Annotated in this window: 30 protein-coding genes and 2 riboswitches; of the genes, 9 read left to right on the top strand and 21 right to left on the bottom strand. The window is 38.4% G+C overall.

What is annotated here, in order from left to right; translation table 11 throughout:
- The first annotated feature begins 83 nt into the window (after positions 1-83).
- A complete protein-coding gene (locus DLJ48_RS07005; protein WP_128686762.1) occupies positions 84-1,112 on the top strand; it encodes a DNA/RNA non-specific endonuclease in 1,029 nt (342 codons plus the stop codon).
- Positions 1,113-1,181: 69 nt separating this feature from the next.
- Here DLJ48_RS07005 and pdxT read toward each other — a convergent pair whose 3' ends face one another.
- The 10 genes from pdxT to DLJ48_RS06955 all read right to left on the bottom strand — a co-directional run bounded on the left by pdxT (position 1,182) and on the right by DLJ48_RS06955 (position 9,858).
- The gene (pdxT, locus tag DLJ48_RS07000) at positions 1,182-1,757 is read right to left on the bottom strand and encodes a pyridoxal 5'-phosphate synthase glutaminase subunit PdxT (RefSeq protein ID WP_128686761.1); all 576 of its coding nucleotides are present in this window, start codon (positions 1,755-1,757) and stop codon (positions 1,182-1,184) included.
- A gap of 4 nt (positions 1,758-1,761) precedes the next feature.
- On the bottom strand, positions 1,762-2,610 hold the full coding sequence (pdxS, locus tag DLJ48_RS06995) for a pyridoxal 5'-phosphate synthase lyase subunit PdxS (RefSeq protein ID WP_243148703.1): 849 nt from the start codon (positions 2,608-2,610) through the stop codon (positions 1,762-1,764).
- A 125-nt stretch (positions 2,611-2,735) separates the two neighbouring features.
- Positions 2,736-3,689, bottom strand: a complete 954-nt coding sequence (locus tag DLJ48_RS06990) for a DMT family transporter (protein ID WP_128686759.1) — start codon at positions 3,687-3,689, stop codon at positions 2,736-2,738.
- A gap of 179 nt (positions 3,690-3,868) precedes the next feature.
- A complete protein-coding gene (locus tag DLJ48_RS06985) occupies positions 3,869-4,792 on the bottom strand; it encodes an SDR family oxidoreductase (protein WP_128686758.1) in 924 nt (307 codons plus the stop codon).
- Between the two features lie 27 nt (positions 4,793-4,819).
- Positions 4,820-5,200 carry a hypothetical protein gene (locus DLJ48_RS06980; RefSeq protein ID WP_128686757.1) on the bottom strand — a complete coding sequence of 127 codons (381 nt, stop codon included), beginning with the start codon at positions 5,198-5,200 and terminating at the stop codon, positions 4,820-4,822.
- Between the two features lie 14 nt (positions 5,201-5,214).
- Positions 5,215-5,958 (bottom strand): SDR family oxidoreductase, encoded by a 744-nt coding sequence (locus DLJ48_RS06975; protein WP_128686756.1) that lies wholly within the window; start codon positions 5,956-5,958, stop codon positions 5,215-5,217.
- 238 nt (positions 5,959-6,196) lie between these two features.
- Positions 6,197-6,937 carry a DUF975 family protein gene (locus DLJ48_RS06970; protein ID WP_128686755.1) on the bottom strand — a complete coding sequence of 247 codons (741 nt, stop codon included), beginning with the start codon at positions 6,935-6,937 and terminating at the stop codon, positions 6,197-6,199.
- A gap of 240 nt (positions 6,938-7,177) precedes the next feature.
- Positions 7,178-7,843 (bottom strand): energy-coupling factor transporter transmembrane component T family protein, encoded by a 666-nt coding sequence (locus tag DLJ48_RS06965; RefSeq protein WP_243148554.1) that lies wholly within the window; start codon positions 7,841-7,843, stop codon positions 7,178-7,180.
- Complete coding sequence (locus DLJ48_RS06960; protein WP_128686754.1) at positions 7,840-9,258, bottom strand: ABC transporter ATP-binding protein; 1,419 nt, start codon at positions 9,256-9,258, stop codon at positions 7,840-7,842. Before DLJ48_RS06960 ends, DLJ48_RS06965 begins: the two co-directional genes overlap by 4 nt.
- 33 nt (positions 9,259-9,291) lie before the next feature.
- Complete coding sequence (locus DLJ48_RS06955; protein ID WP_128686753.1) at positions 9,292-9,858, bottom strand: ECF transporter S component; 567 nt, start codon at positions 9,856-9,858, stop codon at positions 9,292-9,294.
- A 104-nt stretch (positions 9,859-9,962) separates the two neighbouring features.
- A riboswitch (TPP riboswitch) is annotated at positions 9,963-10,053 on the bottom strand.
- Between the two features lie 153 nt (positions 10,054-10,206).
- Positions 10,207-10,307: riboswitch (TPP riboswitch) on the top strand.
- A 70-nt stretch (positions 10,308-10,377) separates the two neighbouring features.
- On the opposite strand from DLJ48_RS06955, the gene tenA reads away from it, so the two are divergent.
- The 8 genes from tenA to DLJ48_RS06915 all read left to right on the top strand — a co-directional run bounded on the left by tenA (position 10,378) and on the right by DLJ48_RS06915 (position 15,133).
- Positions 10,378-11,121: a thiaminase II gene (tenA, locus tag DLJ48_RS06950; RefSeq protein WP_243148552.1), complete on the top strand. Its 744-nt coding sequence runs from the start codon at positions 10,378-10,380 to the stop codon at positions 11,119-11,121.
- Positions 11,091-11,909, top strand: coding sequence for a bifunctional hydroxymethylpyrimidine kinase/phosphomethylpyrimidine kinase (thiD, locus tag DLJ48_RS06945; RefSeq protein WP_128686752.1), 819 nt, complete (start codon positions 11,091-11,093; stop codon positions 11,907-11,909). The genes tenA and thiD overlap by 31 nt, the downstream gene beginning before the upstream one ends.
- Positions 11,896-12,543, top strand: a complete 648-nt coding sequence (gene thiE, locus DLJ48_RS06940) for a thiamine phosphate synthase (RefSeq protein WP_243148551.1) — start codon at positions 11,896-11,898, stop codon at positions 12,541-12,543. Before thiD ends, thiE begins: the two co-directional genes overlap by 14 nt.
- The gene (gene thiM, locus DLJ48_RS06935; RefSeq protein WP_128686751.1) at positions 12,540-13,340 is read left to right on the top strand and encodes a hydroxyethylthiazole kinase; all 801 of its coding nucleotides are present in this window, start codon (positions 12,540-12,542) and stop codon (positions 13,338-13,340) included. Before thiE ends, thiM begins: the two co-directional genes overlap by 4 nt.
- A gap of 181 nt (positions 13,341-13,521) precedes the next feature.
- Positions 13,522-13,899: a fluoride efflux transporter FluC gene (locus DLJ48_RS06930; protein ID WP_128686750.1), complete on the top strand. Its 378-nt coding sequence runs from the start codon at positions 13,522-13,524 to the stop codon at positions 13,897-13,899.
- Positions 13,889-14,245, top strand: coding sequence for a fluoride efflux transporter FluC (locus DLJ48_RS06925; protein WP_128686749.1), 357 nt, complete (start codon positions 13,889-13,891; stop codon positions 14,243-14,245). Before DLJ48_RS06930 ends, DLJ48_RS06925 begins: the two co-directional genes overlap by 11 nt.
- A 331-nt stretch (positions 14,246-14,576) precedes the next feature.
- Complete coding sequence (locus DLJ48_RS06920) at positions 14,577-14,771, top strand: CsbD family protein (protein WP_128686748.1); 195 nt, start codon at positions 14,577-14,579, stop codon at positions 14,769-14,771.
- Positions 14,772-14,890: 119 nt separating this feature from the next.
- Positions 14,891-15,133: a hypothetical protein gene (locus DLJ48_RS06915; RefSeq protein ID WP_128686747.1), complete on the top strand. Its 243-nt coding sequence runs from the start codon at positions 14,891-14,893 to the stop codon at positions 15,131-15,133.
- A gap of 222 nt (positions 15,134-15,355) precedes the next feature.
- Here the strand turns inward: DLJ48_RS06915 and arsC are convergent, their stop codons facing one another.
- From arsC to DLJ48_RS06860, 11 genes are all read right to left on the bottom strand, one after another.
- Positions 15,356-15,778 (bottom strand): arsenate reductase (thioredoxin), encoded by a 423-nt coding sequence (gene arsC / locus DLJ48_RS06910; protein ID WP_128687109.1) that lies wholly within the window; start codon positions 15,776-15,778, stop codon positions 15,356-15,358.
- Positions 15,779-15,972: 194 nt separating this feature from the next.
- Complete coding sequence (locus DLJ48_RS06905) at positions 15,973-16,566, bottom strand: TMEM175 family protein (protein ID WP_128686746.1); 594 nt, start codon at positions 16,564-16,566, stop codon at positions 15,973-15,975.
- Positions 16,567-17,267: 701 nt separating this feature from the next.
- A complete protein-coding gene (locus DLJ48_RS06900; protein WP_128686745.1) occupies positions 17,268-17,948 on the bottom strand; it encodes a hypothetical protein in 681 nt (226 codons plus the stop codon).
- Positions 17,949-18,117: 169 nt separating this feature from the next.
- Complete coding sequence (locus DLJ48_RS06895) at positions 18,118-18,372, bottom strand: hypothetical protein (protein WP_128686744.1); 255 nt, start codon at positions 18,370-18,372, stop codon at positions 18,118-18,120.
- A gap of 318 nt (positions 18,373-18,690) precedes the next feature.
- On the bottom strand, positions 18,691-19,938 hold the full coding sequence (locus DLJ48_RS06890; protein WP_128686743.1) for an MrcB family domain-containing protein: 1,248 nt from the start codon (positions 19,936-19,938) through the stop codon (positions 18,691-18,693).
- The gene (locus DLJ48_RS06885; protein ID WP_128686742.1) at positions 19,916-21,880 is read right to left on the bottom strand and encodes an ATP-binding protein; all 1,965 of its coding nucleotides are present in this window, start codon (positions 21,878-21,880) and stop codon (positions 19,916-19,918) included. Before DLJ48_RS06885 ends, DLJ48_RS06890 begins: the two co-directional genes overlap by 23 nt.
- 3 nt (positions 21,881-21,883) lie before the next feature.
- Positions 21,884-22,948 carry a DNA cytosine methyltransferase gene (locus tag DLJ48_RS06880; RefSeq protein ID WP_128686741.1) on the bottom strand — a complete coding sequence of 355 codons (1,065 nt, stop codon included), beginning with the start codon at positions 22,946-22,948 and terminating at the stop codon, positions 21,884-21,886.
- Positions 22,949-23,153: 205 nt separating this feature from the next.
- The gene (locus tag DLJ48_RS06875; protein WP_128686740.1) at positions 23,154-23,627 is read right to left on the bottom strand and encodes a hypothetical protein; all 474 of its coding nucleotides are present in this window, start codon (positions 23,625-23,627) and stop codon (positions 23,154-23,156) included.
- Positions 23,628-23,815: 188 nt separating this feature from the next.
- Complete coding sequence (locus tag DLJ48_RS06870; protein ID WP_128686739.1) at positions 23,816-24,877, bottom strand: GH25 family lysozyme; 1,062 nt, start codon at positions 24,875-24,877, stop codon at positions 23,816-23,818.
- Positions 24,877-25,278, bottom strand: a complete 402-nt coding sequence (locus DLJ48_RS06865; RefSeq protein WP_128686738.1) for a phage holin, LLH family — start codon at positions 25,276-25,278, stop codon at positions 24,877-24,879. The genes DLJ48_RS06870 and DLJ48_RS06865 overlap by 1 nt, the downstream gene beginning before the upstream one ends.
- 69 nt (positions 25,279-25,347) lie before the next feature.
- Positions 25,348-25,614 (bottom strand): hypothetical protein, encoded by a 267-nt coding sequence (locus DLJ48_RS06860; protein ID WP_243148550.1) that lies wholly within the window; start codon positions 25,612-25,614, stop codon positions 25,348-25,350.
- Positions 25,615-25,626: the final 12 nt, after the last annotated feature.

Raw genomic sequence — 25,626 nt, 5'->3', positions numbered from 1 at the left:
ATTTTTCGAAAAATCACAAACGATCATCGGCAAGGAACGCCTTATAATAATTTCAGATAGTTTGTTGAGAGCGGGATAATTAAATGAAGATCGAGATAAAAAAAATCGTAACGACTTTTGCTGTTTTTTCTTTGGCACTTGCTTTGCAAGCGACCGCTGTATATGCCAGCAGCAGTCAGCAGGCTGGACTAACAGGCATCTCACAAGACCCATTACGATACAGCAGCAAGGAACAATTACTTTTTTCAAGCCGCGATAAACAAGGACGTGCTGTTAATGCTCATATTCAGTTGAAAAATAGCGATGAACCCAAGATAAAACGCGCAGCTAGCTTAACTTTTAATCCAGTTGGATGGCATAATTACAATTTTTATTTCAAAGAAAACAATGGCAGTATTGGCAGAAATTGGCTTATGAATCGTGGACATTTGGTTGGTTATCAATTCTGCGGTAAAAACGACGAAGCACGTAACCTAGTGCCAGAAACAGCCTATTTGAATAGTGGTTCATTGAGCGGCATGGATGCTGACAATCAATCGAGTATGCTTTATTATGAAGAACATTTAGATAGCTGGTTAGCACAGCATCAAAGCGATCGGCTGGATTATCAAGTCACACCGCTTTATAAAGGCGGTGAGTTGATACCCCGCCAAATTCGCCTCGCTTATCTCGGCTACAATCATCGTGGACAAAAAATCAAAATTCGTTTTAACTCAAGTCTCGAAGATAACAGCAGATCGGGCGCAACAGTTGTTTATCTGTCCAATAACAGTGCGAATGCTACGATCAACTATGCAAACGGCAACGCTGCTAATACTGTCAAAAAAGTCTCAGCCAAGCCGCAGATCAAAACTTTCTTATATGGCGGAGCGACTTTAACAAGCAACAAAATATCTTCATATACCATCAAAGTAGTCAAAAGTAATAACGCTTTTGTCGGCTATGCCAAAGCCAACCAAATTGTCTATGTAACCGGCAATGGTGTCTCCAAAGTATATTGGTTCAGTAAGGATCATTTGCCGAAAAATACAAATATGCGTGCTATTAAAAACTTTACGATTCAAAATGCAGTCCTAGCACATAAAAAACTATCGCAAACACAAGTAAAATAATTCTAAATAAAAAACTCGATTCATAATAAATCGAGTTTTATTTTGATTACGATTAAATTCATAATCAAATTATTTGTTTTCCATGACTAAATGAACGAAATAACGATGAAAGCGTGTATCACCAGTCAGTTCCGGATGGAAAGCGCAGGTCAAAAAATGTTCTTGGCGACATGCAACAATATGACCGTCGTAAGTTGATAAAATTTCCACATCCGGCCCAACACTTTTAATATATGGCGCACGAATAAAGACACCATCAAAATCATCTGCGACATGTTCGATTTTTAATTGTGCTTCAAAACTATCTACTTGGCGGCCAAAAGCATTACGTTTCACATCAATATCCAGCAAACCCAAATGCGGACCTTGACGACCCTCGATTTTTTGTGCCATTAAAATTAAACCGGCACAAGTTCCAAAAATAGCTTTACTAGCAGCAAAAGATTTAATCGCTTCAAATAAACCAGTTCTGTCCATTAACCGGCGCATCGTTGTACTTTCACCTCCAGGTAAAACCAATCCGTCTAAATCATTTAATTCGTCAATGTGCTTAACAGCAACCGCCTGCGCACCAGAGTCAGTTAAGGCATCCATATGCTCGCTAACAGCGCCTTGTAAAGCAAGTACACCAATTTTAACTGTCATATTCTTAGATACCGCGTTCCTGCATGTGTTGAGAAGCTTCAAGCACACTCATATCGATCCCCTTCATCGGTTCGCCGATCCCTTTAGACAGCTCGGCAATTCTGCCATAATCTTGATAATAAGTTGTTGCTTCAACAATTGCCTTGGCAAACTTAGCTGGATTTTCAGATTTAAAGACACCTGAACCAACAAAGACACCATCAGCACCAAGCTCCATCATCAAAGCCGCATCAGCAGGTGTTGCAACGCCGCCAGCCGCAAAATTAACCACTGGTAAACGACCAATTTTCTTGATCTGCAGCAAGATCTCATAAGGTGCACCTAACTCTTTAGCAAATACCATGATTTCTTCTGGTGACATTAAAAGCAGCTTATGAACCTGACTGTTAACTAAGCGCATATGACGAACCGCTTCGACGATATTACCAGTTCCGGGCTCGCCTTTAGTTCGCAGCATGGCAGCGCCCTCACCGATTCTACGAGTCGCTTCGCCTAAATCGCGGCATCCACAGACAAAAGGAATCGTAAATGCTTTTTTATCAATATGGTAAACATCATCAGCTGGTGTCAAAACTTCACTTTCATCGATATAATCAACTTTCATTGATTCTAAGACTCGAGCCTCTACGATATGGCCGATTCGTGCTTTAGCCATCACTGGAATAGAGACGGCATTTTGAACTTGTTCAACAATCGCTGGATCAGCCATTCTTGCAACACCGCCAGCTTTGCGAATATCCGATGGAACTCGTTCCAAAGCCATCACAGCCGTCGCACCAGCTTCTTCAGCTATTTTAGCTTGTTCTGCGTTGACGACATCCATAATGACGCCGCCTTTTTGCATCTCGGCCATTCCTCTCTTAACGATATCTGTGCCTTTTTCAGTCAAAATTATTTCCTCCAAATTTCTGCCATACGCTTGTAATAAACCTAGTTTACTATTGGAAACCCCGAATGGCGCACATTTTTTGTTTTTTATTAAAATAATTTGATGAGAACAACACCGAAAAGCATCACCAGAATACCTAGCAATTTAATCAGCACAATCGGATTTCGCTGAGCACCAAACCAGCCAAATTGGTCAACAAGCATACTGCCCACGATTTGGCCCAGCAGAACAATGACGACCGTCAGACCAGTTCCGATCAAAGGAACTAAGTAAGCATTTCCTAATACAAATACAGCACCGATCAAACCACCTATCCACATCCATGAAGGTGATTTTCTATGCAGTACCGGGGCAAAATGATAGCCATGTTCAACTAACAGCACGATCACCCACAACGCAGCTGCACCAACCAAAAATGAGATAAAAGAAGCTTTAACAGCCGAATGCAGAACAATTCCCAAATGACCATTGATCGCAGTCTGTGAGGCACTTAGCATCCCGGTTAAAATTCCAACTGTCCGCCAAAGCCAAAGAAAAGGTATGTGCGGCTGATCAAAGCGAACATCATTTCCCATTTTGTCATGATGCAAGGCCAGGATCCGAGCACCAGAAATAGACAAAAAAACACCGATCAAGACCAGAACAGCACCAATAATACGAACTAATCCAAGAGAATGAGTCGGCGAATCAAACCAGCCAAAGTTGTCAATCAGCATGCTCATAATAATTTGACCAATAATTGGCATGATGACCGTTTGGACGCCGCCCAAATAGGGAAAAATAATAATATTGCCGGTCAAAAAAATCACACCGAACAAACCGCCGATCCAGATCCACCAAGGCTGGCTAGTAATTAAAGCGCCGCTAACGCCTAAAGAGGACTTTGTCAAAAGTGTTGCGATCGCCAGAAAGATCGTGCCAATTGTAAAAGATGTCATTGAAGACAGTAACGGCGAAGAAAAAGCTTTGCGCAGACGCGAATTAACTGCCGTTTGCAAAGGCAAACCAACACCGATAGTAAAACCAATAATAATAGCAAACAAGTGATTAGCTCCTAATTTCTAGTACTTACTTTTCAACAGTAAAAACTTATGTTATTTTAGCACTTTCGAAAATTTCTGATAAAAATATTCTTTGCGCGGAATTATGATGATCAACGGTAATTTTTCTCATTCATTTTTTACAAAAACGACCCCTTTCAGGGTCGTTTTTAAAATAATGATCAATTCAAAATATGATTTGCAGCAGTTGGGCTTGTTTTTAACAAATCCGATAAACCAATTCTCGTCAAGAACTGCTTGCGAGTTTGATCAGCGAGTTTTGAAACGGCAGCTGATCCGTCATCGGCTGGATCAATATGGCTTCGATAAGGACGCTGCCCTGCTGGTAAAGCGACAACTCGCACAATTTCATCGGCAACCATTTTCGGATCAATATCATCCGGCGCAAGTGCAGCTAACTTTTCTGACACTTGATCCATCAAACCAGCATATTTTGCATCATAAGCTTTTTGAACAGCCTCATCAGACGGAAAACCAGCATGTTGGAAATGATTCGTTCCTTTTGTAAAGGATCCAGGCACAATAATGCTTGTTTCAACGCCAAAACGTGCTAATTCAGCTGCGTATGATACTGCTAAAGCGTCCATACCAGCTTTAGCTGCAAAATAAGGTGCTAAGTAGGGCGGCGTGCCTCCCTTGACGCTTGAGCTAGACACCCAAACGACTAATCCAGTTCCCCGCTCACGCATTTGAGGCAAAACCGCTCGATTCACACGCTGAGTTGAGAGGACATTAACATTGTAAAGATCAGCCAGCTGTTCAGGTGTAAAAGCTTCAGCTGCACCCACGACCATATGTCCAGCATTATGAATCAGAACATCTATTTGGCCATAATCAGATAAAATTTCTGAAACAGCTGCATCAACAGACCGTTGATCATTAACATCCATTTCAATTGCAAACAACTTAGCACGATGCTGTTCAGCATAATCCTTGAGAGCTTGGACCTTATCAGCGTTACGATCCGCTGTTTCCCGCATACCAGCATAAACGATATTACCAGCATCAGCTAATGCACGCGCTGCCAGTGCACCAAAACCGCTGGAAGCGCCTGTAATTAAAATAATTTTTGCTTCTGTCGTCATCAAACGACCTCCTTTTAGAAACCTTGTTTAAATTCGAGAAATAGTGACTGTTAAGTCGTTTGCGGTTGGTGATTCGTGAATCGCTTGAATACCATGTGCTTTGCCAACGGTTGTTTGATGTTCAGTAACGGCTGAACGATAAGCGTTATAAAAATTCATCGAAGACCAGCCCATGCCCTGTTCAAAACCCTCAAAAACTTCATCCCAGGCGTGGTCGCCATCTTTCGAGGAATGAATTTGGATCGACTGTACTTGGCCATTCTGAAGATCCATCGTAATTTTAATTGGATCTGAATCCAGCACAAGAATTTGACCATCATTTTTTAAAATGTCCGGAAGCTGATATTTCTCAGAAACAAGTTGATTGTAGTTTTTCTTTATTTCTTCATACGATGCAATAGTTGTCATGATCACGCCACTCCTTAGATAAATCCGCCATTGACACGAATTGTTTGGCCGTTGATCCATTTTGCTTGCGGTGAAAGAAGCAGCTGAACAGCCTGTGCGATATCTTCCGGTGTGCCAAGTCGATTAAAAGCGTTCATGCTAGCCAACCCATCGATTTGTGCCTGGCTCTTACCTTTTAAGAATAGTTCTGTACCGGTCGGTCCAGGTGCTATCGCATTTAAGTTGATTTTTTTCGCACCGAATTCTTTAGCTAATTGGCGTGTAAATTGTTCAACAGCACCTTTAGTACCCGCGTAAACGCTATAAGTAGGAAACATTTGGCCATTAACAGACGTTGAAATATTGATAATACTGCCATTATCTGCTAGTTTTTCAAAGGCATTTTTCAGCATAAAATAAGTCCCTTTAACATTAACAAGAAACTGTTTATCAAAACTATCCTCGGTCACTTTGCTGATCGGCTCTGTAATCATTAGACCGGCATTATTAACTAAAACATCTACATGACCAAAATGCGCAATTGCTGTATCGAATAATTTAGCCGTGTCAGCAACTTGGCTAACGTTTGCCTGAACAGCAAAAGCATCCACTGAACCATCGAGCTGCTCGATTTCCTTGACAACGTCATCAGCCGCTTTTGCGTTGCCATTGTAATTCACGACAATATTAAAGCCATCCCGAGCTAACGTAAGGGCGATCTGCCGGCCAATACCACGCGAGGCGCCTGTCACAATTGCAGTTTTACTATATTCATTCATCAGTTCTTACTCCTTATGTTACATTTATTTATTTTTTGTAACTTGTTACAATGATTATTATACTAACTTAAGTTACAAAGTCAATTTTTTTGTAACTATTTTCAAACAAAAAAACGTACTAACAATTGTGAGCACGTTTTTGATAACTGAAAAATTGATCCGCATGGTTGACAAAATCTTCATGGCCATCATTATTTATCAGTTGACCAAAGATAGCATGATGAATAAATATTAGCGACTAATCGTTTGTTTCGCCTGAATTCTCAGCAGCAAGTGTTTTGTAAAAATTGGCAAAGCTTAAATGATAATAGGCTATAAACCAGACTGTTGCGACAACTGCGATCAACCCACAAATGATTTTCAAAAGTAACGGGGCATTTTGAACGTTTGCGATCCCCAAAGGAATTGAGAATAAAAATATCCAGCCGATAAAGCTTAAAGACATGACAAAATACTCGGCTTTATGGCCATCCATGAGTTTGCGGCTCGCAGTGATAGCTTGTAAATAGCTAATCCGTTCCCCTTTATCCAACTGGTCACGATAAATGAAAAAGGCCTGTGAATAAGAAAGTGACTTGATCAAACCAGGAACAATTAGCAAAAGCATCCAGCAAAAAATAAAGAAGCCTGAAAGGAGGCTGATCAAGAAATCTGCAATCACATATTCCGCCTTAGAAAAGATCGTAAAAGCCTTAGCGAAAGGACTATCAAAGGCTGCTTTAGCTCTGAAAAGATCAATCGCAAAAAGCATCACGCCGTCTAACAGAAAACCTGAAATAATATCTGCAGCCAATCCGATCCAAAACCAATTGCTCATGTTTGGCAATGATTCCTGAGGATCACTTAAATATGAAACAATTTCTAATAATAAGATTGGTAAAAATACGAGAAAAAAGAAAAAGAAATGTTCAGTTAATAACTTTTTTGCCTCTCCTTTTAAAATAGATCTCTGCAAAATATTGCCTCCTTTAAAAGCCATTTATTTTATTTAAACATAACAAAAATCCATGCAAGAGTGAATAAGCAATTTTTTCGCAACAATTTTAAGCTAGAGCATCTTTTAAAACTTAATTCGTCAAATTCAAAAATTTTCTTGCGCCAATTGAGATGGATTCCGTATAATTAAATAGGCAATTGTATTAGTAAAACAAAAAGCATCATGGCGCTGATGCTTTTTTGTTTGTCAAAATTTTTAATTATCATTCTAAAAATAGTCAATCTATGCGAAACGACCAAAAATGAAAAATTGAATAGTTGCAAAAATGAATAAAGCCAGCAAAATACTCGTTAAGGACACTGGATACTTCTTATAATGTGTTCGGACAGTTTTTTCACTGAAACCATGCGATTCCATTGCTTGAGCAAGATTATCTGACCAGCGTAAAGAAATGAGCACGGCCTTGAAAAAAATTTGTGGCGACCAAGCGTGTAAAGTTTCGCCACGCATCAAAGCAGCAATTTTGACTTGCTTGATCGTTTCCAAAATTCTTGGGACAAAATTAAAAGCACCCAAAATACCATAGACAAATTTTGTCGGCATATGAAAATTTTGTTCAAATGAAGCCAATAATTGCGAAGCATCAGTCGTCAAAGTCAAAGCAGCACCAAACCAAACGTAAGCATAAACACGTGTAAAAAGCACCCACGCAGTATGAATGTAATTCCCTGTGCCGTTAAAATAAAAAGACATCCAAGAACCAAAGGCTGGTATTAAAGGCATTAATAACAGCCAAAGCAGTTTTTTATAGCTAACTCGATTCATCAGTAAGTAAATGCCGCCAAGTATGATCAGATAAATATTGACCGTAATAATATTTGTGAAAGAAATTTCTAAGCTGATCAGCATGACAAACACAAATTTAAGTGACGGGTTGATCGCCTTCATGAGATCGTCTCCTGATAAATCATTTTCCGATTAGTTAAGTGCAGGTGAAAATCAAAATAGTTAACCGCAGCAGTCAACTGGTGACTAATCATGATAATTGTTTGCCGCTGCTGTTTTCTTACTTCACTAATTATTTTCATCACAGTCAGAACCGAATCAAGATCAAGCCCAGCTAATGGTTCATCCATCAGCAAAACATCGGTTCCTAAAATGAGCATTTCCAAAATTTGGAGTTTCTTTTTCTGACCGCCCGAAAGTTGATACACAATTTGTTCGTCTAAGCCTTGAAGATTTAATGCCGTTAAATAGCTGCTAATTAATTCAGGAGTCCAAAATTTCCGATACTGCGCATATTTTAAACTTAAATCGATCTCTTCTCGAACCGACAAACGCAGATACTGCGTCTGGGCATCTTGAAAAACTAAAGCAACTTTGCGTGCATAATCTTTAGCTTTTATTTTCAAAATATTATGCTCTTCGTAGGTCACGATACCTTGAAAATCATATAAACCAGTTAAAATTTTAAAAAAAGTTGATTTACCGCTGCCATTTGCACCAGTCAATAGTGTCAGATGCTCTTTGATAATCGACAAGTCTACTCTATCCAGCAAAATATCTTGACCATTCTGATAACTCACTCCTTGAAGCTGCAGCTTGCTTGTCTCTGTCGAACTTGGCAAATTGAATTTTCTGTCAACTGTATTTTCCGCATAGTGCTGAAAAACATCACGCCGATTTTCAACCGCTGTCAAAGTCTTATTAGCGAAAGTGTATAGATGATCGATCAGATTCTCGTAACCTGCTAAGTCATGGTCAGTTACTAAAATCGTTTTGCCATCAACTTCTTGAAGATGTTTCAATAATTTTAATATTTCGTGGCGCGATTGCCGATCAACACTAGCAAAAGGCTCGTCTAATAAGATAATGTCGCTATTCATAGCTAGGACGATCGCCAGTGCAACTTTTTGCAGTTCACCACCGGACAAATTTTGAAACTGTCGATAACGTAGAGACAGAATACCAACTTGATTCAATGCATCGATGATCATACTATCCATTGAGCTAGGTGCAATCGCCAGATTCTCTAAAGTGAATTTAAATTCCTGATCAACTGTTTCCATAGCGAATTGATCAGTTGGATTTTGAAACAAAACCGCCAATCGAGATGCCCGTTTATCTTTGCTTAAAAGCTGCAGATCCTGGCCATCAAGTGTGACTTTACCGGCAGTTACATGACCTGAGTAGGCTGGATATAAACCTGCTAAAAGTTTTAACAAAGTAGACTTTCCACAGCCTGATGGCCCGAACAGCAGATTAAAAGTATGATTCTGTAAAACAAAATTAGCATTTTGTAAAATCAAAGGCCCAGCTGTTTTATATCTGAATGATAAATTATTCATTTCTAGTTTATCCATGCAAACTGCTCCCTGATCAAATTCAAAATTGATTTAGTCGCGATGAGTAATGCCTGAGCGTTCAATTAATTTGTTGACCCAATAAACAACAACACCGGCGAAAAATCCGATCGAAAGAAAACGAACAAATACTAAAAGCAATAGAAAACCAATCTTGTACGATCCATAGCCTTCATTGAACAAGCTCCAGGCAAAAGTCACAATCGTACTGGTAATGGTAGAAAACAACAGTCCTAATTTATCGAAACGCTTGTAGCCTGTAAATGCAAAACCCAATTCGTTTCCAAAACCTTGAATAAAGCCTGATAAAATCGCTGAAGCACCGAATTGGCCGCCTAACAAGGCTTCAACTGCGCCGCCGATCGTTTCAGCCAAAATAGAAGCGCCGATTTTTTGCGTCACCATCGCTGCCAATGGACCAGCGATCATCCATAGTCCCAAGAGCAAATCATTAGCGACCGGGCCAAGACCGAGCGCAGACAAACCAAGTTTTAAAAAATTATAAATAATGTCGGTGCCGAAAAAAATAGCTCCGCAAAAAATACCGATTAAAGCAATGAAAATAATATCCCTCAAAGTGTAGCTTCTTTTAACTGTCATCCTGTATCATCCTCTGAATTAAAAATTTATAATCGCTTAATATCGAATGGGTCTCATCAAAACAAAAAACTGCCTTTTTCCAACTACTAAAAGACAGCTCTATCAAAATAGAAAATATATCTTCCTTCGCAGGTATTAACCAGATCAGGTTCAATGGGTCAAATCTCAGCCAAAAAGGCACCCCAGATATTTATTAAATTATATGCTTGTGAACAAAATTAAAGCTATCACAGTATTTTGAAATTGTAAAGATTAGCAGTTAGTTTGACCATGGCAAATAGGTCTAATAATTGAAGCCCCCTTGTTTTTCACTGATTGACTATGCTAACCTCAATTAAGAATTATATAGCTGTCCACTAGGGGTGCCTTTTTGGCTGAGATGACGACTCGTCAATCCCTTCGAACCTGATCTAGTTAAAGCTAGCGTAGGAAAGTGGCACCACTGAGAAATCAAGCGATGTCCTTTTCTAATTTGTAGAAAAGGATTTTTTTGTCCCTAAGTATGACAGCTAAAGGAGAATGATGTTTTCAGATGATTTAAAAAAAATGGCCCGACCGATCCTAGAGGAAATTTATCATCACCCTTTTGTGACCGGTATTGCCAAAGGACAAGTGGCTAAAAAAGCCTTGATTTTTTATGTTGAACAAGATTATCGCTACTTAACTGAATTTATTAAAATTTACGCTAATGCCATCATTAAATTAGATAGCCGCCAAGACATGGCATTTTTTTCTGACGCGATCAACTTTATTCTAAATAATGAAAGTTTTCCTCATCAGGTTTTTTGCCAAATTGCCGATGTCGACTATAAAAAATTACAGCATGCCGATCCCGCGCCTAAAGCCTATCTGTACAAATCGCATATGCATCAAGCAGTTGATACAGGAAGCTTATTAACCGTTTTGGCAGCCTTTCAGCCTTGCCCATGGACCTACACGGAAATTGCTAAAAAACAGATCAGTGAAGGCGCTAATAATCAGCGCAATCCCTTCACGCCTTGGATCAACTTTTATGGCGAAAGCAGTGACGATGGTAATGAACCGCTAGCGAATCAGATATTCCTTTGGATGGACCGTTTGGCAGCTCGATCTTCAGATAAAGAAAAGAATCAAGCAAGAGATTTTTTCTTAAAAAGTTGTGAACTTGAATGGCAATTCTGGGAGGAAGCTTACTATCAGCAGGATTGGCGTTTCAAAAAAAGTCATTCGACAGCTTCAGGAGATTTCATAAAATGGTCGAACAGCAATATCCAGAAGTTTTAACCATTGCCGGCAGTGATTCTGGCGGCGGTGCCGGTATTCAGGCAGATATCAAGACGATGCAAGCTTGCCATGTATACAGCAGCAGCATCCTTGTCGCGATCACGGCACAGAACACATTGGATGTCCAAGCAGTTTTACCAATGCCAATTAAAATGATCAATGCTCAATTCGCTTCTATTTATGCTGACTTTGATATCAAGGCAGCCAAGACTGGCATGTTAGCGGATAGCCAGCATGTTCGCTGCGTCGTTAAGAATATTAAACAATACCACATCACACCATTGATCGTTGATCCTGTAATGGTAGCTAAAGGCGGTACTCGTCTGCTCACACAAGAAGCGATCGAAACAATCATCCAGGACTTGATCCCCTTAGCGGATATCGTGACTCCCAATTTACCAGAAGCTGAAGCAATAACAAATATGCGAATTATCAGCAAAGCTGATTTCGAGACTGCTGCCAAAAAAATTGCAGCTATGGGTGCTAAAAACGTCATTATCAAAGGCGGCCACGGACAAGGAAAAACAGTTTCCGATTATGTGCTTTTAGCTGATGGTCATGATTTTTGGCTCTCAGGTGATCGATATGATACTAAGCGGAAACACGGTACCGGCGACACACTGTCTTCCGCTATCACCAGTGCCTTAGCAAAGGGATACAGCATCGAAAAAGCCATTCGCTTCGGCAAGAAATTTGTTGATATGGCTATTAAAAAAGGAATCGTTGTCGGTCATGGCCATGGCCCTTTAAATCATTGGGCAATGCAGGGAGATCATGATGAAATTTAATGAAAAAATGCTGGATCTTTATTTAGTTGCTGGTACACAAAATGTTCACGGCGATTGTGATCTGTTCTTAAAACAAATTGAAATTGCCTGTCAAACCGGCATCAGTGCTTTTCAATATCGCGAAAAAGGCAACGGATCTCTGGCAGGTGCAGCCAGAGTTAGTATGGGACGAAAGGTTCGTGATCTAGTCAAAAAATATCAAATTCCCTTCATTGTTGATGACGATTTTCAATTAGCAAAAGCACTGGAAGCAGATGGCATTCACGTGGGCCAAAGCGATATAACAGTTGAAAAAATCTCGGCTAATGCAGACAACATGTTTATCGGATTATCAATCAGCAATGAAAAGGAACTGGCCGAGAGTCAAAGATTGAGTCGTGTTTCTTATCTTGGCGTCGGACCTATATTTCCAACCCGCAGCAAAAATGATGCCAATCCACCAATTGGCATAGATCGTCTTGCCAAAATAGGCCAGTCAAGTGCGCTACCGATCGTCGCGATCGGTGGTATTTCCACGCAAAATGCTAAGCAAGTTCGTCAAACAGGTTTGGCTGGCGTGGCCATCATCTCCGCAATTATGCAAAGCAGCAATATGGCACAAACGATTAAATCACTAAAAGGAGAGCTTCTATGACAAATTCAATCGCCAAAATTCGTAAGACTAATCCAATCGTATTAAATGTTTCAAATTCCGTGACTCAGCAGCACGTTGCTGACGCGATCAATTTCATTGGTGCTTCGCCAATTATGTTCGACGATGAGCGAGAAGCTTCAGAACTAATTAACATTTCCAGCGCTTTGGTCATTAATCTGGGAACAACAAACCGCTCATCTATTCAAAAATCAATTTTAAGCGGACAAGCTGCAAACCAAAAACACATACCAGTTATTGTTGATCCAGTGGCAATTGCTGCTTCGACGATTCGCACAGAACACTTTGATCAATTAATTAAAAAAGTTAAAATAAATGTTTTGCGCGGCAATATCGCCGAAGTTGCTGCCATTGCGGGCGTTGATTGGCAAAATAAAGGCATTGATGCTGGTGATGGTCAAGGAGACAGGCTTGCAATCGCTAAAAAAGCAGCGAATCAATTAAAAGCCCTTGTCGTTGTATCCGGCCAAGAAGATATTGTCACAGACGGAGCTGACAGTTATTTGATAAGTAACGGCAATCAACAGTTAGCCACAAATGTCGGTTCAGGCGACATGCTCGATGGCATTATCGCGGCCGCCTTAGGAACGGAACAAAGCCTTGAGTCATGTGTTTTAGGAACTGCTATTCTAGCAATCGCAGGAGAAATTGCCGCAGAACGTTTCCCCCATCAGCCTTATTCTTTTTTTAATCAAGTATTCGATGTTTTAGGACTCATGGATGATAGTCAGTATATGAGATATCTTAAAATTAAAAAAATACCAGCTCAAGATCTTTGATATAAAACAAGTTAATTATCATTTTGAGAAACACTGTAAAATTAAAAATTTTTATTAATGATCCTTGACAGCTAGTTGGATGCTTTGTTCATTTTCAAACAACTGATCAATTTGTCCTCTAATTAACAAATTGATACACTTTTCTAATTAATTCAATTTCGCTAAGGAGAACAGTTATATTATGTTGAGAAATTTTAGCATTGTGTTTGTATGCGGTTTTGTGGGAGGCGGATTAAGAGAAATAATCGAACTTATCTTCAAAAATTCCGCCCCGCTGGCAACTTTAGCAATAAATTTAGTTGGCGCATTATTCATGGGTATGGCCTACGAATACATCGTTCAGACAAAACATGACACAAGCAGTTTCGCTTTAATCATCGGGACTGGTTTAATTGGCAGTTTTACAACTTTTGCGACTTTTATCGCAGACATGCACGAGTTGATGATCACTCGGGAAATTCTGAACGCAGTTTGTTATTTAACTGCCTCGGTCGTTTTCGGCATCCTGTTGCTGCTAATGGGCCGACTTATCGTCAGGAGCTGTTATCATGTTGTTTAAGCTGACGATCATATCAGCCTTTGGCAGTGCTTTAGGTGCTGAAGTTAGATACTTTATTTCTAGATATCCACGTTTTGAAAAATTATTTGCATTTTCCTTAGCAACGATCATGATCAATATTTCAGGATCATTTATTTTGGGTATCATTCTCGATATCCCATTATCAATTGAATGGAAAAGTTTTCTCGGGAGCGGCATCATCGGCGGTTTAACAACTTTTTCAACTTTTATTTTAGAAACAGTCAGCCTTTCTGCTAAAACAAATAAACGACGCTCAATCGCATATCTATTTATCTCAATCGTTCTTTCGTTAATTGCTTTTGAATTTGGCTGGCAATTAGGATGAGTCACTCACGGCCAAAACAAAAAATGTTTTTAGCCTAATATTATTTTGTCATATCTAAATTGTGTGACTGTCATATCCACTTGCTAAAATAGAGAGCGTTAGATTGACTTTACCTGACTTAAAGGAGCAGCAATGACCAAAGACACAGTCAAAACAGCATCAGCACAAATCATCGAAAAAATTAAACAGCGTCTGACAAAAAAATCAAAAAAAAGCAAAAAAAATCAGAATAAATGAGTTTGATTTGAGTTTTATATATCAATTAATGTTTTTCGGTATAATAAAGTCATCAGTAAGTATAAGCTTGCTGAAATACCCAAAGGAGATTCTTATGTCACTCAAAGATAAAGCAGATTCACTAAAAGACAAAGTTACTGGCGCTGCTAAAGAAGCTGAAGGAAAAGCAACTGGCGACAAGGCTCGTGAAGGTCAAGGCAAGATAGAAAAAGCAGTAGGCAAAGCGAAAGATGTGCTGGCAGATACCAAAGATGCAATCAAAGATAAAGTGGATGATATAAAAAAATAAAGTAATGAAAAGGGTTCTCTTGGAATTCTTTTTTTAATATTCAACAAAATTAAATACTGATTAGATCGCAGAATTTATCTTTTTATTAGAATTGTCTATTATTTTGTTAAAATAGAAGTGTGAAAAAAGAACTAATTTCTTCTGCATTAAAAACTTTTACTTTTATCTATCAGCATGTGGATAAAGACGACGCCTCATGGAAAAGCAATATTGTGATTACACCCGAATTTGTTAATGACTGCAATATCCTAGAGGATCTTGATTTGATTGAAATCCAATTAAACAACGATCCTGATTATCACATTCGAATTACAAATAAAGGCATGCATTTCTTTGACAGCCATTTAGATCCAACTCTTTAATTCCAAAAAATGCCAAGCGGTGATCCAATCGCTTTTTTAATACCTGAAAACATTTTTAACTCAAACCCCCACTAACCTACGATTGTCGTTAAGGTATTTTAGTTTTAACCACTATTGGCGGGATCTTGTCAGCACAGATACTAACAACAGCACGGTGATTATGATCAAGAAGACGATTAAATCAAGAACACGCGACACACTCGTTTTACATAAAAAAGTTATTTACAATACGGCGCCGATATTTTGGCTTAGTTTTATCATTCGATTTTCGATATCATCACGGACCTGTCTAAAAACAGCTAATTTCTCCGCTTTTGATCCCAAAGTCTGAGCTGGATCAATAATATCCCAATGTATTTTCTCAATTGAAGCCGGTGTCATCGGGCAGCGATCTCTAGCATCACCGCACAAAGTGACAATGAGACGGCAGCTCTGTAAAAAGCTATTATCAATTAATTTTGAATATTGCTTAGAAATGTCCATACCTGCTTCATTCATGACCTGAACTGCCAAAGGATTAAGACCGTGGCTTTCAACGCCAGCAGACTGTACTTGCCAATTCTGATTCAGATATTTTTTTCCAAAAGCTTCAGCCATTTGGCTTCTAGCTGAATTCCCAGTACAGAGAAAATATATATTGGCCATCTTTTTCCTTTTCTTAACAACTGATTTTATCATTTCAAGAATTTGAGTTATTTTGATGAGAAACATTTTCCAGAGGAAGCTATCGATCCTTTTATGTTTCGGCTTCATTATCGAGGCTGCATGCCGCGATTCGGCAGATATTTTTATCGACGTTGAGCAAACACATAAAGCCAGGCTAAATAACGATGCCATTTCTAATCAGCAAAAATCTTTTTTTGCCAATTGGACGATAGCAGCCAAAACAGCAAAATGCCAATAACGGCAAAAGAAGCGATAGTTGGGTAGAAAAAGGTCATAAAAACACAGCACAAGCCAAATAAAACAATCCACAATCTGATCTGGTTCATCTTGCGACAAAATTTCCTATCGACCGATTGAATGCGATTTAAAGCCACCCTGCCCAGCATATATAATGCAAAAACAGATAAAACATAGATTGATATATAACAGACGCTTGGCGCGACCATTTTTGGATATTCGCCATGCCAATCTGTTACTAACGGTAGAAGACTCATTGGCAATAATAAAATAGTATTCATCCAAAGCAGTTTTTTATCAACTATTTTAACGGGCAGAATGATAGTATGATGGCTGATCCAAAAACTCGCAACAAACAAAAAACTTAAAACGTAAGAGACGATGTGATGGATAAATTGATCATTGAGAAGTTCAGACCACTTTCCTGTATTTGGTGCCTTGAGGTCTAGGACCATAATTGTCATAACGATGGCGAAAACACCATCACTGAATGATTCTAATCGGCTTTTAGAAATATCAATTTTCTCCATTTCTGATGTATTATCGCCATTATAGATTATTTCGTTTAATCAAGTCGAAACACTTTTTTAAATCAAAGATAACCAAAAATGTGAATATCCCTGCCGGTAATGCCGCGTGTTTGAATGAACAGATAATTTTTAATGTACCAATTTTGTACCACCTGCACCATTTTTTAGTAGGTTTAATCAAGTTTGATCATCTTGATAAATAGCTATAAATGTTGATATATCAACATTTAAGCAAATAAAAAGCGTTATATCACTGTTTCTGATATAACGCTTAGTTTGCCCCGAACAGGAGTAGTACTGACCTGATATCAAGGATTCCAGCGTGTTTTGTAGCCATTTTGTAGCCAGAAAGACAAAAAACTCCCAGAGATCAACTAGTATTTTTTATCGTGGATATTTTTTGTGACCGCTGACCAGCCACAGGTTAAAGGTTGTATCCTCACTAAGAATTAAAAAGTGCCCACCACAATTAAGTCATGGACACTGGGAAAGGGTAAATTTTTTATGGGTGTAAAGGTTTGCACTCCCTTACGGAATTCATTATAAAACAAAGCCCACCAGAATGGTGGGCTTTGTTGGTACAGTGAGGTATTCTTCTGAGGACCGTACCAATCCCCAAGATTTATTATATTAAAAAATACGCCGAAATAGACATTTCAAGCCGCTTGTGTGGTAAATATGTCGCAAATTCAATTTACTAATTATTTGAATTTGATCGTTGTATCTGGCGCTATTTGATTACCATTATCGTCATATGATGCACCAAAATTTAAATAAAAATCTCCAACCTTACCAATATCCTGTTGGCTGGCTTTACCGTATAGGACAAGTTGTTGTGTGGTTTGAGGATTAACGTCTTGGAAAAATCCATCGCTATATTGAGTTTCTGTTTCATTTTGTCCGATATTATATTGCATACCCTCTGGCGTTATCAAATAAGCGTCAGCTGATAAAAACTGTTCTTTCTGCTGCCCATTATTGGTAACTTTCGCATCTAGTTGAAAGTAATATGGTGAAGATCCATCTAAAACTTTTTGACTGGTACTTGCTTTTAATTGTTGAAAAATTTTTGCATAACCAAAATGAATAGTAAAGGGACCGTATTTTTGATCTACATCCAACTTTTTAATATCCATCAATTTAATAGTGCCGATATCTGGTGCGGTTGTGGTCATTCCAACTTTTGTTAATGGACCATTTGACGATGATCTATTGGATGCAGAACTACTCGATTTTTTAGCAACTATTTTTGCTGGTTTATCACTTTTAGCATCATGGGCAGCGTTCTTTTGTCCAGCCTGGTAGACAAAAAAGAATGCTAATACCAGTGCAATGGTAGCCAATGTCCCGAATACATAAGCTATCGATTTTCTATTTTTCATTTCTCTCCCCAAAAAAATTAGTCCGCTATCCCTTCGTGAATGTGAACCAATTTAATTGTAAGCGTTCAACATAATTTGAGACACAAAAAACGCCTAGATATCTCCGAATGCTAGTGATTGATTAAAGAGTTTTCAAGATTTGTCGTGAATACTTAGGTACCCAAACAGCTTATAGCTCATTTAATTTATTTATACAAATACCCAATACTGGTCGTCTCAGTTTTCCAGTCTCTTCATCAATATAGCCATTAAATAATAAGCCACAATCATAAAGATTGTTTAAACCAGTCACTAGATCAGCTTCATTTAAATCTGTTAATGCCTGCAGATCGTCGAAGGGCATCATTTTCAATCTGTAATCAGTAGCTGGTAGATCACGGACAGCCTGGATAATGATTTGCTCGGTAGTTTTAGGTGTAAACACTCTTGATAAGAGTGTTACTCAATTGGAATACAAAAACCGTCTCAATTGAGACGGTTTTGCATAACCAGTATATGTAGTACAAGTACTCAACAATAAAATTGCCATCGGAACCAAAAACACAAAAAAACCTGTTATATTTTCATTCTTCATAATACCTACCCCCATTGAGCATATAAGCTCCTCAAAAACGCTTGATACAATATTAGAAATAACATCGATAATGAAGTTAAGCACGAGTACTTTAGGGAAAATCCCAACTTATGCATTATACCATAATAAAAAAATAAAACAATAGTCTAAATTGGCAATTAAGTGACTTTAAACCGTGGCAATATAGTTACTAGGCTTTAATTTAAGTACTTGGCTGACATCGCCCTTCAAACAAAAATACCGGATCTTGCCTCGTTTCAATGCGTTTTTACTAAAACCAATTAAACGGATTAATCTATACCCTTCGGAATGATTTTTGGAGTAATTTAATTCATTTTCACTAATATAAAAGGCAGCGTTGTCGTGATCTGATTTGGTCGTCTTGACTTCAATGTATAGTTCGTTTCCATCAAGATCAAAGGACAAAATATCATATCCTTTGCCATCTCCTTCAGTGACCGATACTTGTGTCACTTTCTTAGCAAGGTTCGTTAGCTTGGGGTCCGAACTATCTCTCAGTTTCTTTCTTTCCATTTCCAGGACAAATAGCTCACCCAAATAACCATTCCGTTTGTTTTGAATATTTTGCTTCTCAACCGTCTTTGTTATTTTAGAAGAATTTGAATCATTCGATTTTGTATCGTCATCAATATCTGCAACACTAGATGGAATATCAATTTGTTCATCCTTTAAATTGGTCAAATCCGCTTTGGTCAAATTGGAAGATTTGAAATCAGTCATGAAATCTTGTATTGGCACAGAACGATCCACTTGAGAAAGAAAAAAGTTGATGCTTGATTCAATATCAATCTTGCCTTGGCTTCTGGTCATTAATGACTCAAGTTCTAACAAGAGAGATTTCATGGCATTAAGGTCATCAATCAAGGCATCGTCAGGCGGCAAAGAATCAAGTTCGTACTTAATGCTAACGATGTTCCCAGCCTCATATCCCTTTGGACGAGACGGATTCTTGCTATAGTCATTTAACAAGTGAATATCATCTGCAGACATTCTATCTGAAACTAAATGGAGGTTATTTCTTAAAAAGTTTGAGACATATAAAATATTTCTTTTAGCTTGATTACCCTTAAATTTTTCAGAATAAAAAGCCCAACCCTGGTTAAGAGACAAATAGATCTCTTTCTTTTCCACTGAGAATAGATAAACAATGTCAAACCCTTCGCTAGCCTTGACACTTATTCGCTTATCGAAAAGTCCAATCCACGGAATTATGGCCCAACGTCCAGTGCCTACGGATCCTTTGCTCATAAAAATAGAACCAAAAAAACTTTGCTCAAAAATTTCGTTCAAACCCGAATGAAATTTTATTTCTAAACCTTTATCTTCAATTCCTTCACCAATTTTCTGTAAAGGATATTCGTTAAAAACACCCCTAATTAGTTGATTTAGTTCCATCGCTAGCAACTTCCATATCCTTGACTTTGGCCTCAAAATCAGATTGATCCATAATTTCACATTCTAAGGAATGCGTAAAGTAATCAGTATTCTCATCGTGAGTTTTTGGAACTTTACCAAAGGTGGAACAAACATCGTTAATTGCTTGAAGAAAAACACTAAAAGCGACTTCCGAACAGAAAATTTCGTTATTTTCGTGGTTGAATCTAATTTCAGAGTATGGTTTTCGTATATCGAGTGGTTCCTGAGGCGCATCCTTCCCAGCCTTAATAATAAAATGTTTTGTTTGAGTCACCCATCCAGCTCCGGTCTCTACGGATACACCTCTCGAACATTTTGTATTATCGCTATCCATATAAAATACATATAAATCATGCTGCAATGCACTTTGAGCGAAAAATTCTCTAATATAGTCATAAATATGTATACCATACGGGACACGAGAGGCCGCATTTACACATGTTGAATAAAGTATCTCATCTGGCTCAAAATTATTAAATAGGAGCATCTCATAAATCACCGAATTGAGTCTGTCATCTGCCTTAGTTTGGCTAATGAGGACTTTTCGTCCAGAAGCTGAAGACTGATCAATTTTGATTTTTTTTGTGCCTATGTTCGTGAAAGCCGAACTCAACCTATTAAGTTGCTGCTCATCTAATTGACGTAAAAACGGTTTTTGGTCTTTCGACGATTCTTGAGATGCTTGCTGAATTATATTAAGAGATTCACTCACATTTTCCTTAATTTGCCGTTGTTCCTCCAAAAGGTCAGCTCTTTTTTTCTTTTCCTTCTTTGCTTTTTTAAGATCAGTTACCTTCTTCTTTAAATTAGAAACAAAACGGACTTGATTCTGCGCCCAAGCTATCATTTCTTTATATCGAGGATCGTCTATTTTGTAGCCTTGCCTATTGCTCATCGCCATATCCGGAAGCAATGTATTCTCGAAAGAATTAACAAAAAACTGTCCAACTAAATAAACATCTGAAATTCTATTAATCCCGGCATCTTGAAGAATATTGAACTTTCCCAATTTGTCGTTAGAATATATGGCAATAAAATTATCAGGAAAATCACTTTGATTCGCTTTCCTATTCCGGGTGGTTCTGTACGTACCAATCCAGCCGTTAATTTCTTGATTTACGCTAACTCTTTTCTTTGCTTTATTCTGCATTTTGATGGCTTGCTTTTCAGCTGGGAATGTTTTACAAAAGTCCGTTGAATTATTGAGCTCAAATTCTTTAGCCATTTGTCGATAAGAAGCCCTATTTGAGGAATCGAAGATCGTTAAAGTATCCAGTTCCTGAACAACACTTTCTAAAAATGGCTTTAATTGAGATTCTTTCCCATTTAAGTTGATATGAACTTTGAAATTATCTTCTATCTGTGGAAAAAACTTGGCTAAATTTTTTTCTATGGTTCCATTTCGTTTGGGTATATCATAATCAGAATTTGGCATCTCAATTCGCGTTCCGTGAGGATTCTGACCGCTAACATGATTAAAAGTGATAGCTTGTGTAGGAATTGGTGTCAAAGTTCCATCTTCAGGAACCAATCGAGAAAGAAAGAAACCTGATTTATCATTGTTTTGGACTGTCATGATTTTAACTTTGGCAGAAACGGATAAAGCAGCTAACTTGCCTATGCCTTTTCTACCCATTTTTAGCCTGTGAAATATAGGCGTATATGAGTCAGATAATGTCTTACGAGATTCGGATGCAACCGTTAAATATTTATGGGTTACTTCTTCATATGACATGCCCGATCCATCATCCTCAACATCAATGGATTGGTCTACAAAATCCAGCCAAACATTTTCTGCATCTGCATCATAAGCATTTGCAATAAGCTCTGCTAATACGTTATATACATTTGAATACAAACTCGGTCCTAAAAGTTCCAAAATTTGTGGGGATATAAATAGTGGATATTTTTTTTCAATCATTTGCTAAATCTCTTCTAAATGTTTTTGAATACTTTCTCCGATAACCTGTCCCAACTTAACCGGAACAGCATTACCGATTTGTAAAGCCACTTTAGACATAGAATAGTTGTCACCCTGATTAGGATCAACGAACTGATAATCCCTTGGAAAAGTTTGGATAATTGCACCTTCTCGAAGACTTAAAGCCCGATTCTGATCAGGATGCCCAAATCGTCCATTACCATAGCCTACAAATTCCGTCGTAATCGTGCTGGAAGGCTTATCCCATTCAAGCCTTCCGTAAACAGATCCGAAAGTACGACCACTCTCTTTTTTATAGGCTTCTGGCAATAGATCCTTTGGCCAGTCCTGCCAGCTGCCACCTGGCTTAGAGTGCTTAATACGATTAAGATTGATTGGTCTTAAAGCTCTTGATCGATGTAAGGGATCGTTCGGGTCTGTTTGGCCAGCCTCTAGCTTAGGCAAACCAGAAATAGCTTCGCGTACAGTCGGATAATGATCTTTGTCAAACAGAGGCGCTTCCAACTGAATTGTTCCGAACTTAGAAGCCAGTAGAAGAAGTCGATGTCGACTTTGTGGCACACCATAAGTTGGAGCATAAACGACACGCCAATCTACTTGATATCCTTCGTTTTTAAGCAGCTCAACAAATCGATCGAAAACATCTTCATTAGCTATTTGTGGCACATTTTCCATAGATACGATATCCGGATGGACTTCTTGAACCTGCTTGCCAAAATAATCTAACAAATCCATTTTCGTAATGCGATTCGGGCTATCTTTATATCGATGACTGTAAGTTGAAAACGGCTGGCAAGGCGCGCAACCCATTAATACTTTAATATCGGTGTCTTTGGGATATAGTTTGTCTATTTCTCCTGGCTTTATTTTCTTAACATCTTTGAGAATGAACTTAGCCGAATTATTGTATTCATAAGGAAAGCGACAACTTTGTAAGATATCAAATCCCGCAACGACGTTAATCCCAGAACGTTGGACACCATTTGTTAATCCTCCCACCCCACAAAAGAGATCAACGGCGTTTATTTTTAACTTTTTCGATGACATATTTGCTTTCATTATCCACCTTTTTTTATCAAGTGATACCTAAAAAAATATATTTGCAAAGACTTAAAAATAAAAAAACACCCACCAGAAATAAATCCGATGGGCTTTAATTGCTTATTCAATTATTTAGCAGCTTGCAATTCTTGCAAGCGAGCTTGTGCATTAGCCGGTGTCACCATTTTTCATTACCATCTTTTTTATGTTTTTATTTCGAAAGCTTCATTTGCGCAATATATAAGCCCACAAAAATTCCCAAAAAGGATATCAATGGACTTAATAAAGGGTCAATTTTAGACAAGTTTTTGGCCGACATAAAAAAATGAGATAGGAACATTCCTCCTATTAAGAGAACATAAAGACTAATAACAATCGCTGGAAACAAAAGCGGATCTTTACTTTTCTTGACTGGTTCTTTTTTGTTTTTAATGCCACCGAAGAAAATAAATTGGCTATAAACAATAATAATGCAAGAAATAGGAAAAACTAAAAACACTCTAAGATACTCCCAAAATATCGGAATAGAATTTTTAGTAGTGTTCAAATCAGTCAAAAAAGTATTATGCCAAGAAAAAAATGCCAGCGCCATCCCGGCTATTAAGAAAAATATTCCAAGAAAACGTGAGGAGACGAAAGGTTTGTACAAAATTTCTTTAATTTTCTTAATGTTATCTGATGGCATTTTTTCTCCCCTGGCTTTGCCTACCAAGATTATTACACAAAAAATACTCACCAGCAGTTAAACCAGTGGGTATTTTTAATCTTTATTTACTTAATTCAGCAACTTTTGCTTGTGCGTCTGTCACTGCTTTTTGTGCAGCAGCCAGTGCGTCAGCCTTCGCTTTTTCGTCAGCTGCTTGTTGTGCAGCTTTAAAATGTTAAATCCTGTTCCAAAACGTGATCGTTTTCTTTGCCATCCGTATAGGCAATTTTGTATTCATACCATGAACGTGAATACTTGGTTGGATATTTAACCACACTTGCCACCTTACCAACTTTTAAACGGCGTGGTGTCAAATCATAGCCGTTACGCTCTTTAAGCGCTTTTGGACTTATTTGTATTTGATCGCCAACTTTGAACAAAGGTGCTGGCGCTTGCTCCCATTTTGTGATGTTGGCAGCTAACAAATCATTGAATGGATTGTTGCCGACTTTGCCATCATAAAGCCAATGGTCACCTGATTGCCTGATATTGACAATCTCAATCTTTTGCCCGACCCAACCTTTAATATCATAGCCGACAGCATTTTTAGTTTGACCGTCTTTGACGGTGACAAAATCGCCTTTTTTATAAACAGGTGCAGGAATAGATTTAGCTCCAGCATATTTATCCCAAGTGGACTTATCACCATAAAAGACATCTAAATCAAGGTTGCCAGACCAACCAGCTAATTTGCCAGATGAACTGTACTGAAACGCTACAGCTGTTCCAAAAGCACCTAGTTTAGCGTTATCTGTCCAAGGGTCATTCTGATAGCCAGTGCGATTGTAATTAGCATACTGAGCAAAGAATAAGCCATAATCTTTGGCTACGCTTGACCAGTTGTACTGATTGACAATGGACTTACTCATGTAAATAATCGGGCGAACATTTGTTTTAGCATAGACACGGTCGAGCCACGCTTTAGCCCAAGCAACGCCTTGATTCAAAACGGGCGCCGTTTCCCAGTCAAGCATGAGAATACCTTTGCCGATGTAATTCTTGATGTTATTAACAAAATAATCAGCTTGAGCCACGGCATTGCCAACTGAAGCAAAGTGATACCAGCCGACCTTTTTGCCAGCCGATAAAGCACTAGTTGTCTGCGCATTGCAAGAAGGGCTGACATAAGACGTGCCTTCGGTAGCCTTAATCAAAACAAAGTCAGCAGGAACAAGTTTAAGATTAATTCCCGCTTGATAATTACTAATATCACAGCCGTTTAAGACCATTACTTAGCCTCGCTGACTTCCGCCTTTGGTGCGTGAATTTCCAGTCCTTTTGATTTAAGGACGTCCACGCCAGCTTTGATATACCCTTCAATCTGATCTGGTGTGAAGTTGCCAGCTAAACCATTGTCTTGTAAACGCTTGTTTAACAAATCAGTGGCATACTTCTCTTTTTCGCCGCCTGTACCAAGCGTTTTTTCAGCTAGACTGACAACCTGGTCAGCAAAGGCTAAAGCAGTTTGAATGTGCTCGTTTCTCAATTTTGCTTTCTCAGTTTGTGCACTAGCTAATGCTTGAGCGTTTTTAGCTTCGGCCACTGATATCAGGGCATGAAGTCCTAAGAATAGCGCGCCAATGCCAAAAGCTCCTAGTAAAACATAAAGTGTATTAAATATTACTTGCATAATTCCTCCTAATAAAAAGCACTGGATAATTAGACCAGTGCAAACATATTTTCCAAACTATTTAATTGTTTATTTTCCATTTGTAAATTCTTTCCAGTCTTCCAATGTATGAATGCGTTTTTCGTGATCAGACTCTTTTTCATCTATTTCTTGAATTTTTTTGAAATCATGATCTAACATTTCGGACTGTTTTTTAACACTTTCATTGAGTAAATGGACTGTTTCGTTTAAGGACTCAGTGGACTCTTTAAAGTTGTCTGTGAAGAATTTATTTAATGTTTTTCTGAATATGGCATAAATGGATCCCAGCAGACCAATACCTGTTGCGATCAACATTAGCCAAGACCT

It is taken from the genome of Oenococcus sicerae (assembly GCF_004102045.2).
Classification (GTDB): domain Bacteria; phylum Bacillota; class Bacilli; order Lactobacillales; family Lactobacillaceae; genus Oenococcus; species Oenococcus sicerae.
The sequence above is the reverse complement of the archived record's forward strand: the minus strand, read 5'-3'. Positions and strand labels throughout refer to the sequence as shown.

Bases quoted from the DNA above. Each gene is read 5' to 3' on its own strand.
- DLJ48_RS07005 (WP_128686762.1), top strand. From the start codon at position 84: ATGAAGATCGAGATAAAAAAAATCGTAACGACTTTTGCTGTTTTTTCT.
- pdxT (WP_128686761.1), bottom strand. From the start codon at position 1,757: ATGACAGTTAAAATTGGTGTACTTGCTTTACAAGGCGCTGTTAGCGAG.
- pdxS (WP_243148703.1), bottom strand. From the start codon at position 2,610: ATGGCCGAGATGCAAAAAGGCGGCGTCATTATGGATGTCGTCAACGCA.
- DLJ48_RS06985 (WP_128686758.1), bottom strand. From the start codon at position 4,792: ATGACGACAGAAGCAAAAATTATTTTAATTACAGGCGCTTCCAGCGGT.
- DLJ48_RS06980 (WP_128686757.1), bottom strand. From the start codon at position 5,200: ATGACAACTATTGCATCGTATGAAGAAATAAAGAAAAACTACAATCAA.
- DLJ48_RS06975 (WP_128686756.1), bottom strand. From the start codon at position 5,958: ATGAATGAATATAGTAAAACTGCAATTGTGACAGGCGCCTCGCGTGGT.
- DLJ48_RS06970 (WP_128686755.1), bottom strand. From the start codon at position 6,937: ATGGCTTTTAAAGGAGGCAATATTTTGCAGAGATCTATTTTAAAAGGA.
- DLJ48_RS06965 (WP_243148554.1), bottom strand. From the start codon at position 7,843: ATGAAGGCGATCAACCCGTCACTTAAATTTGTGTTTGTCATGCTGATC.
- DLJ48_RS06960 (WP_128686754.1), bottom strand. From the start codon at position 9,258: ATGGATAAACTAGAAATGAATAATTTATCATTCAGATATAAAACAGCT.
- DLJ48_RS06955 (WP_128686753.1), bottom strand. From the start codon at position 9,858: ATGACAGTTAAAAGAAGCTACACTTTGAGGGATATTATTTTCATTGCT.
- tenA (WP_243148552.1), top strand. From the start codon at position 10,378: ATGATGTTTTCAGATGATTTAAAAAAAATGGCCCGACCGATCCTAGAG.
- thiD (WP_128686752.1), top strand. From the start codon at position 11,091: ATGGTCGAACAGCAATATCCAGAAGTTTTAACCATTGCCGGCAGTGAT.
- thiE (WP_243148551.1), top strand. From the start codon at position 11,896: ATGATGAAATTTAATGAAAAAATGCTGGATCTTTATTTAGTTGCTGGT.
- thiM (WP_128686751.1), top strand. From the start codon at position 12,540: ATGACAAATTCAATCGCCAAAATTCGTAAGACTAATCCAATCGTATTA.
- DLJ48_RS06930 (WP_128686750.1), top strand. From the start codon at position 13,522: ATGTTGAGAAATTTTAGCATTGTGTTTGTATGCGGTTTTGTGGGAGGC.
- DLJ48_RS06925 (WP_128686749.1), top strand. From the start codon at position 13,889: ATGTTGTTTAAGCTGACGATCATATCAGCCTTTGGCAGTGCTTTAGGT.
- DLJ48_RS06920 (WP_128686748.1), top strand. From the start codon at position 14,577: ATGTCACTCAAAGATAAAGCAGATTCACTAAAAGACAAAGTTACTGGC.
- arsC (WP_128687109.1), bottom strand. From the start codon at position 15,778: ATGGCCAATATATATTTTCTCTGTACTGGGAATTCAGCTAGAAGCCAA.
- DLJ48_RS06905 (WP_128686746.1), bottom strand. From the start codon at position 16,566: ATGGAGAAAATTGATATTTCTAAAAGCCGATTAGAATCATTCAGTGAT.
- DLJ48_RS06900 (WP_128686745.1), bottom strand. From the start codon at position 17,948: ATGAAAAATAGAAAATCGATAGCTTATGTATTCGGGACATTGGCTACC.
- DLJ48_RS06890 (WP_128686743.1), bottom strand. From the start codon at position 19,938: ATGGAACTAAATCAACTAATTAGGGGTGTTTTTAACGAATATCCTTTA.
- DLJ48_RS06885 (WP_128686742.1), bottom strand. From the start codon at position 21,880: ATGATTGAAAAAAAATATCCACTATTTATATCCCCACAAATTTTGGAA.
- DLJ48_RS06880 (WP_128686741.1), bottom strand. From the start codon at position 22,948: ATGTCATCGAAAAAGTTAAAAATAAACGCCGTTGATCTCTTTTGTGGG.
- DLJ48_RS06875 (WP_128686740.1), bottom strand. From the start codon at position 23,627: ATGCCATCAGATAACATTAAGAAAATTAAAGAAATTTTGTACAAACCT.
- DLJ48_RS06870 (WP_128686739.1), bottom strand. From the start codon at position 24,877: ATGGTCTTAAACGGCTGTGATATTAGTAATTATCAAGCGGGAATTAAT.
- DLJ48_RS06865 (WP_128686738.1), bottom strand. From the start codon at position 25,278: ATGCAAGTAATATTTAATACACTTTATGTTTTACTAGGAGCTTTTGGC.
- DLJ48_RS06860 (WP_243148550.1), bottom strand. From the start codon at position 25,614: ATGTTGATCGCAACAGGTATTGGTCTGCTGGGATCCATTTATGCCATA.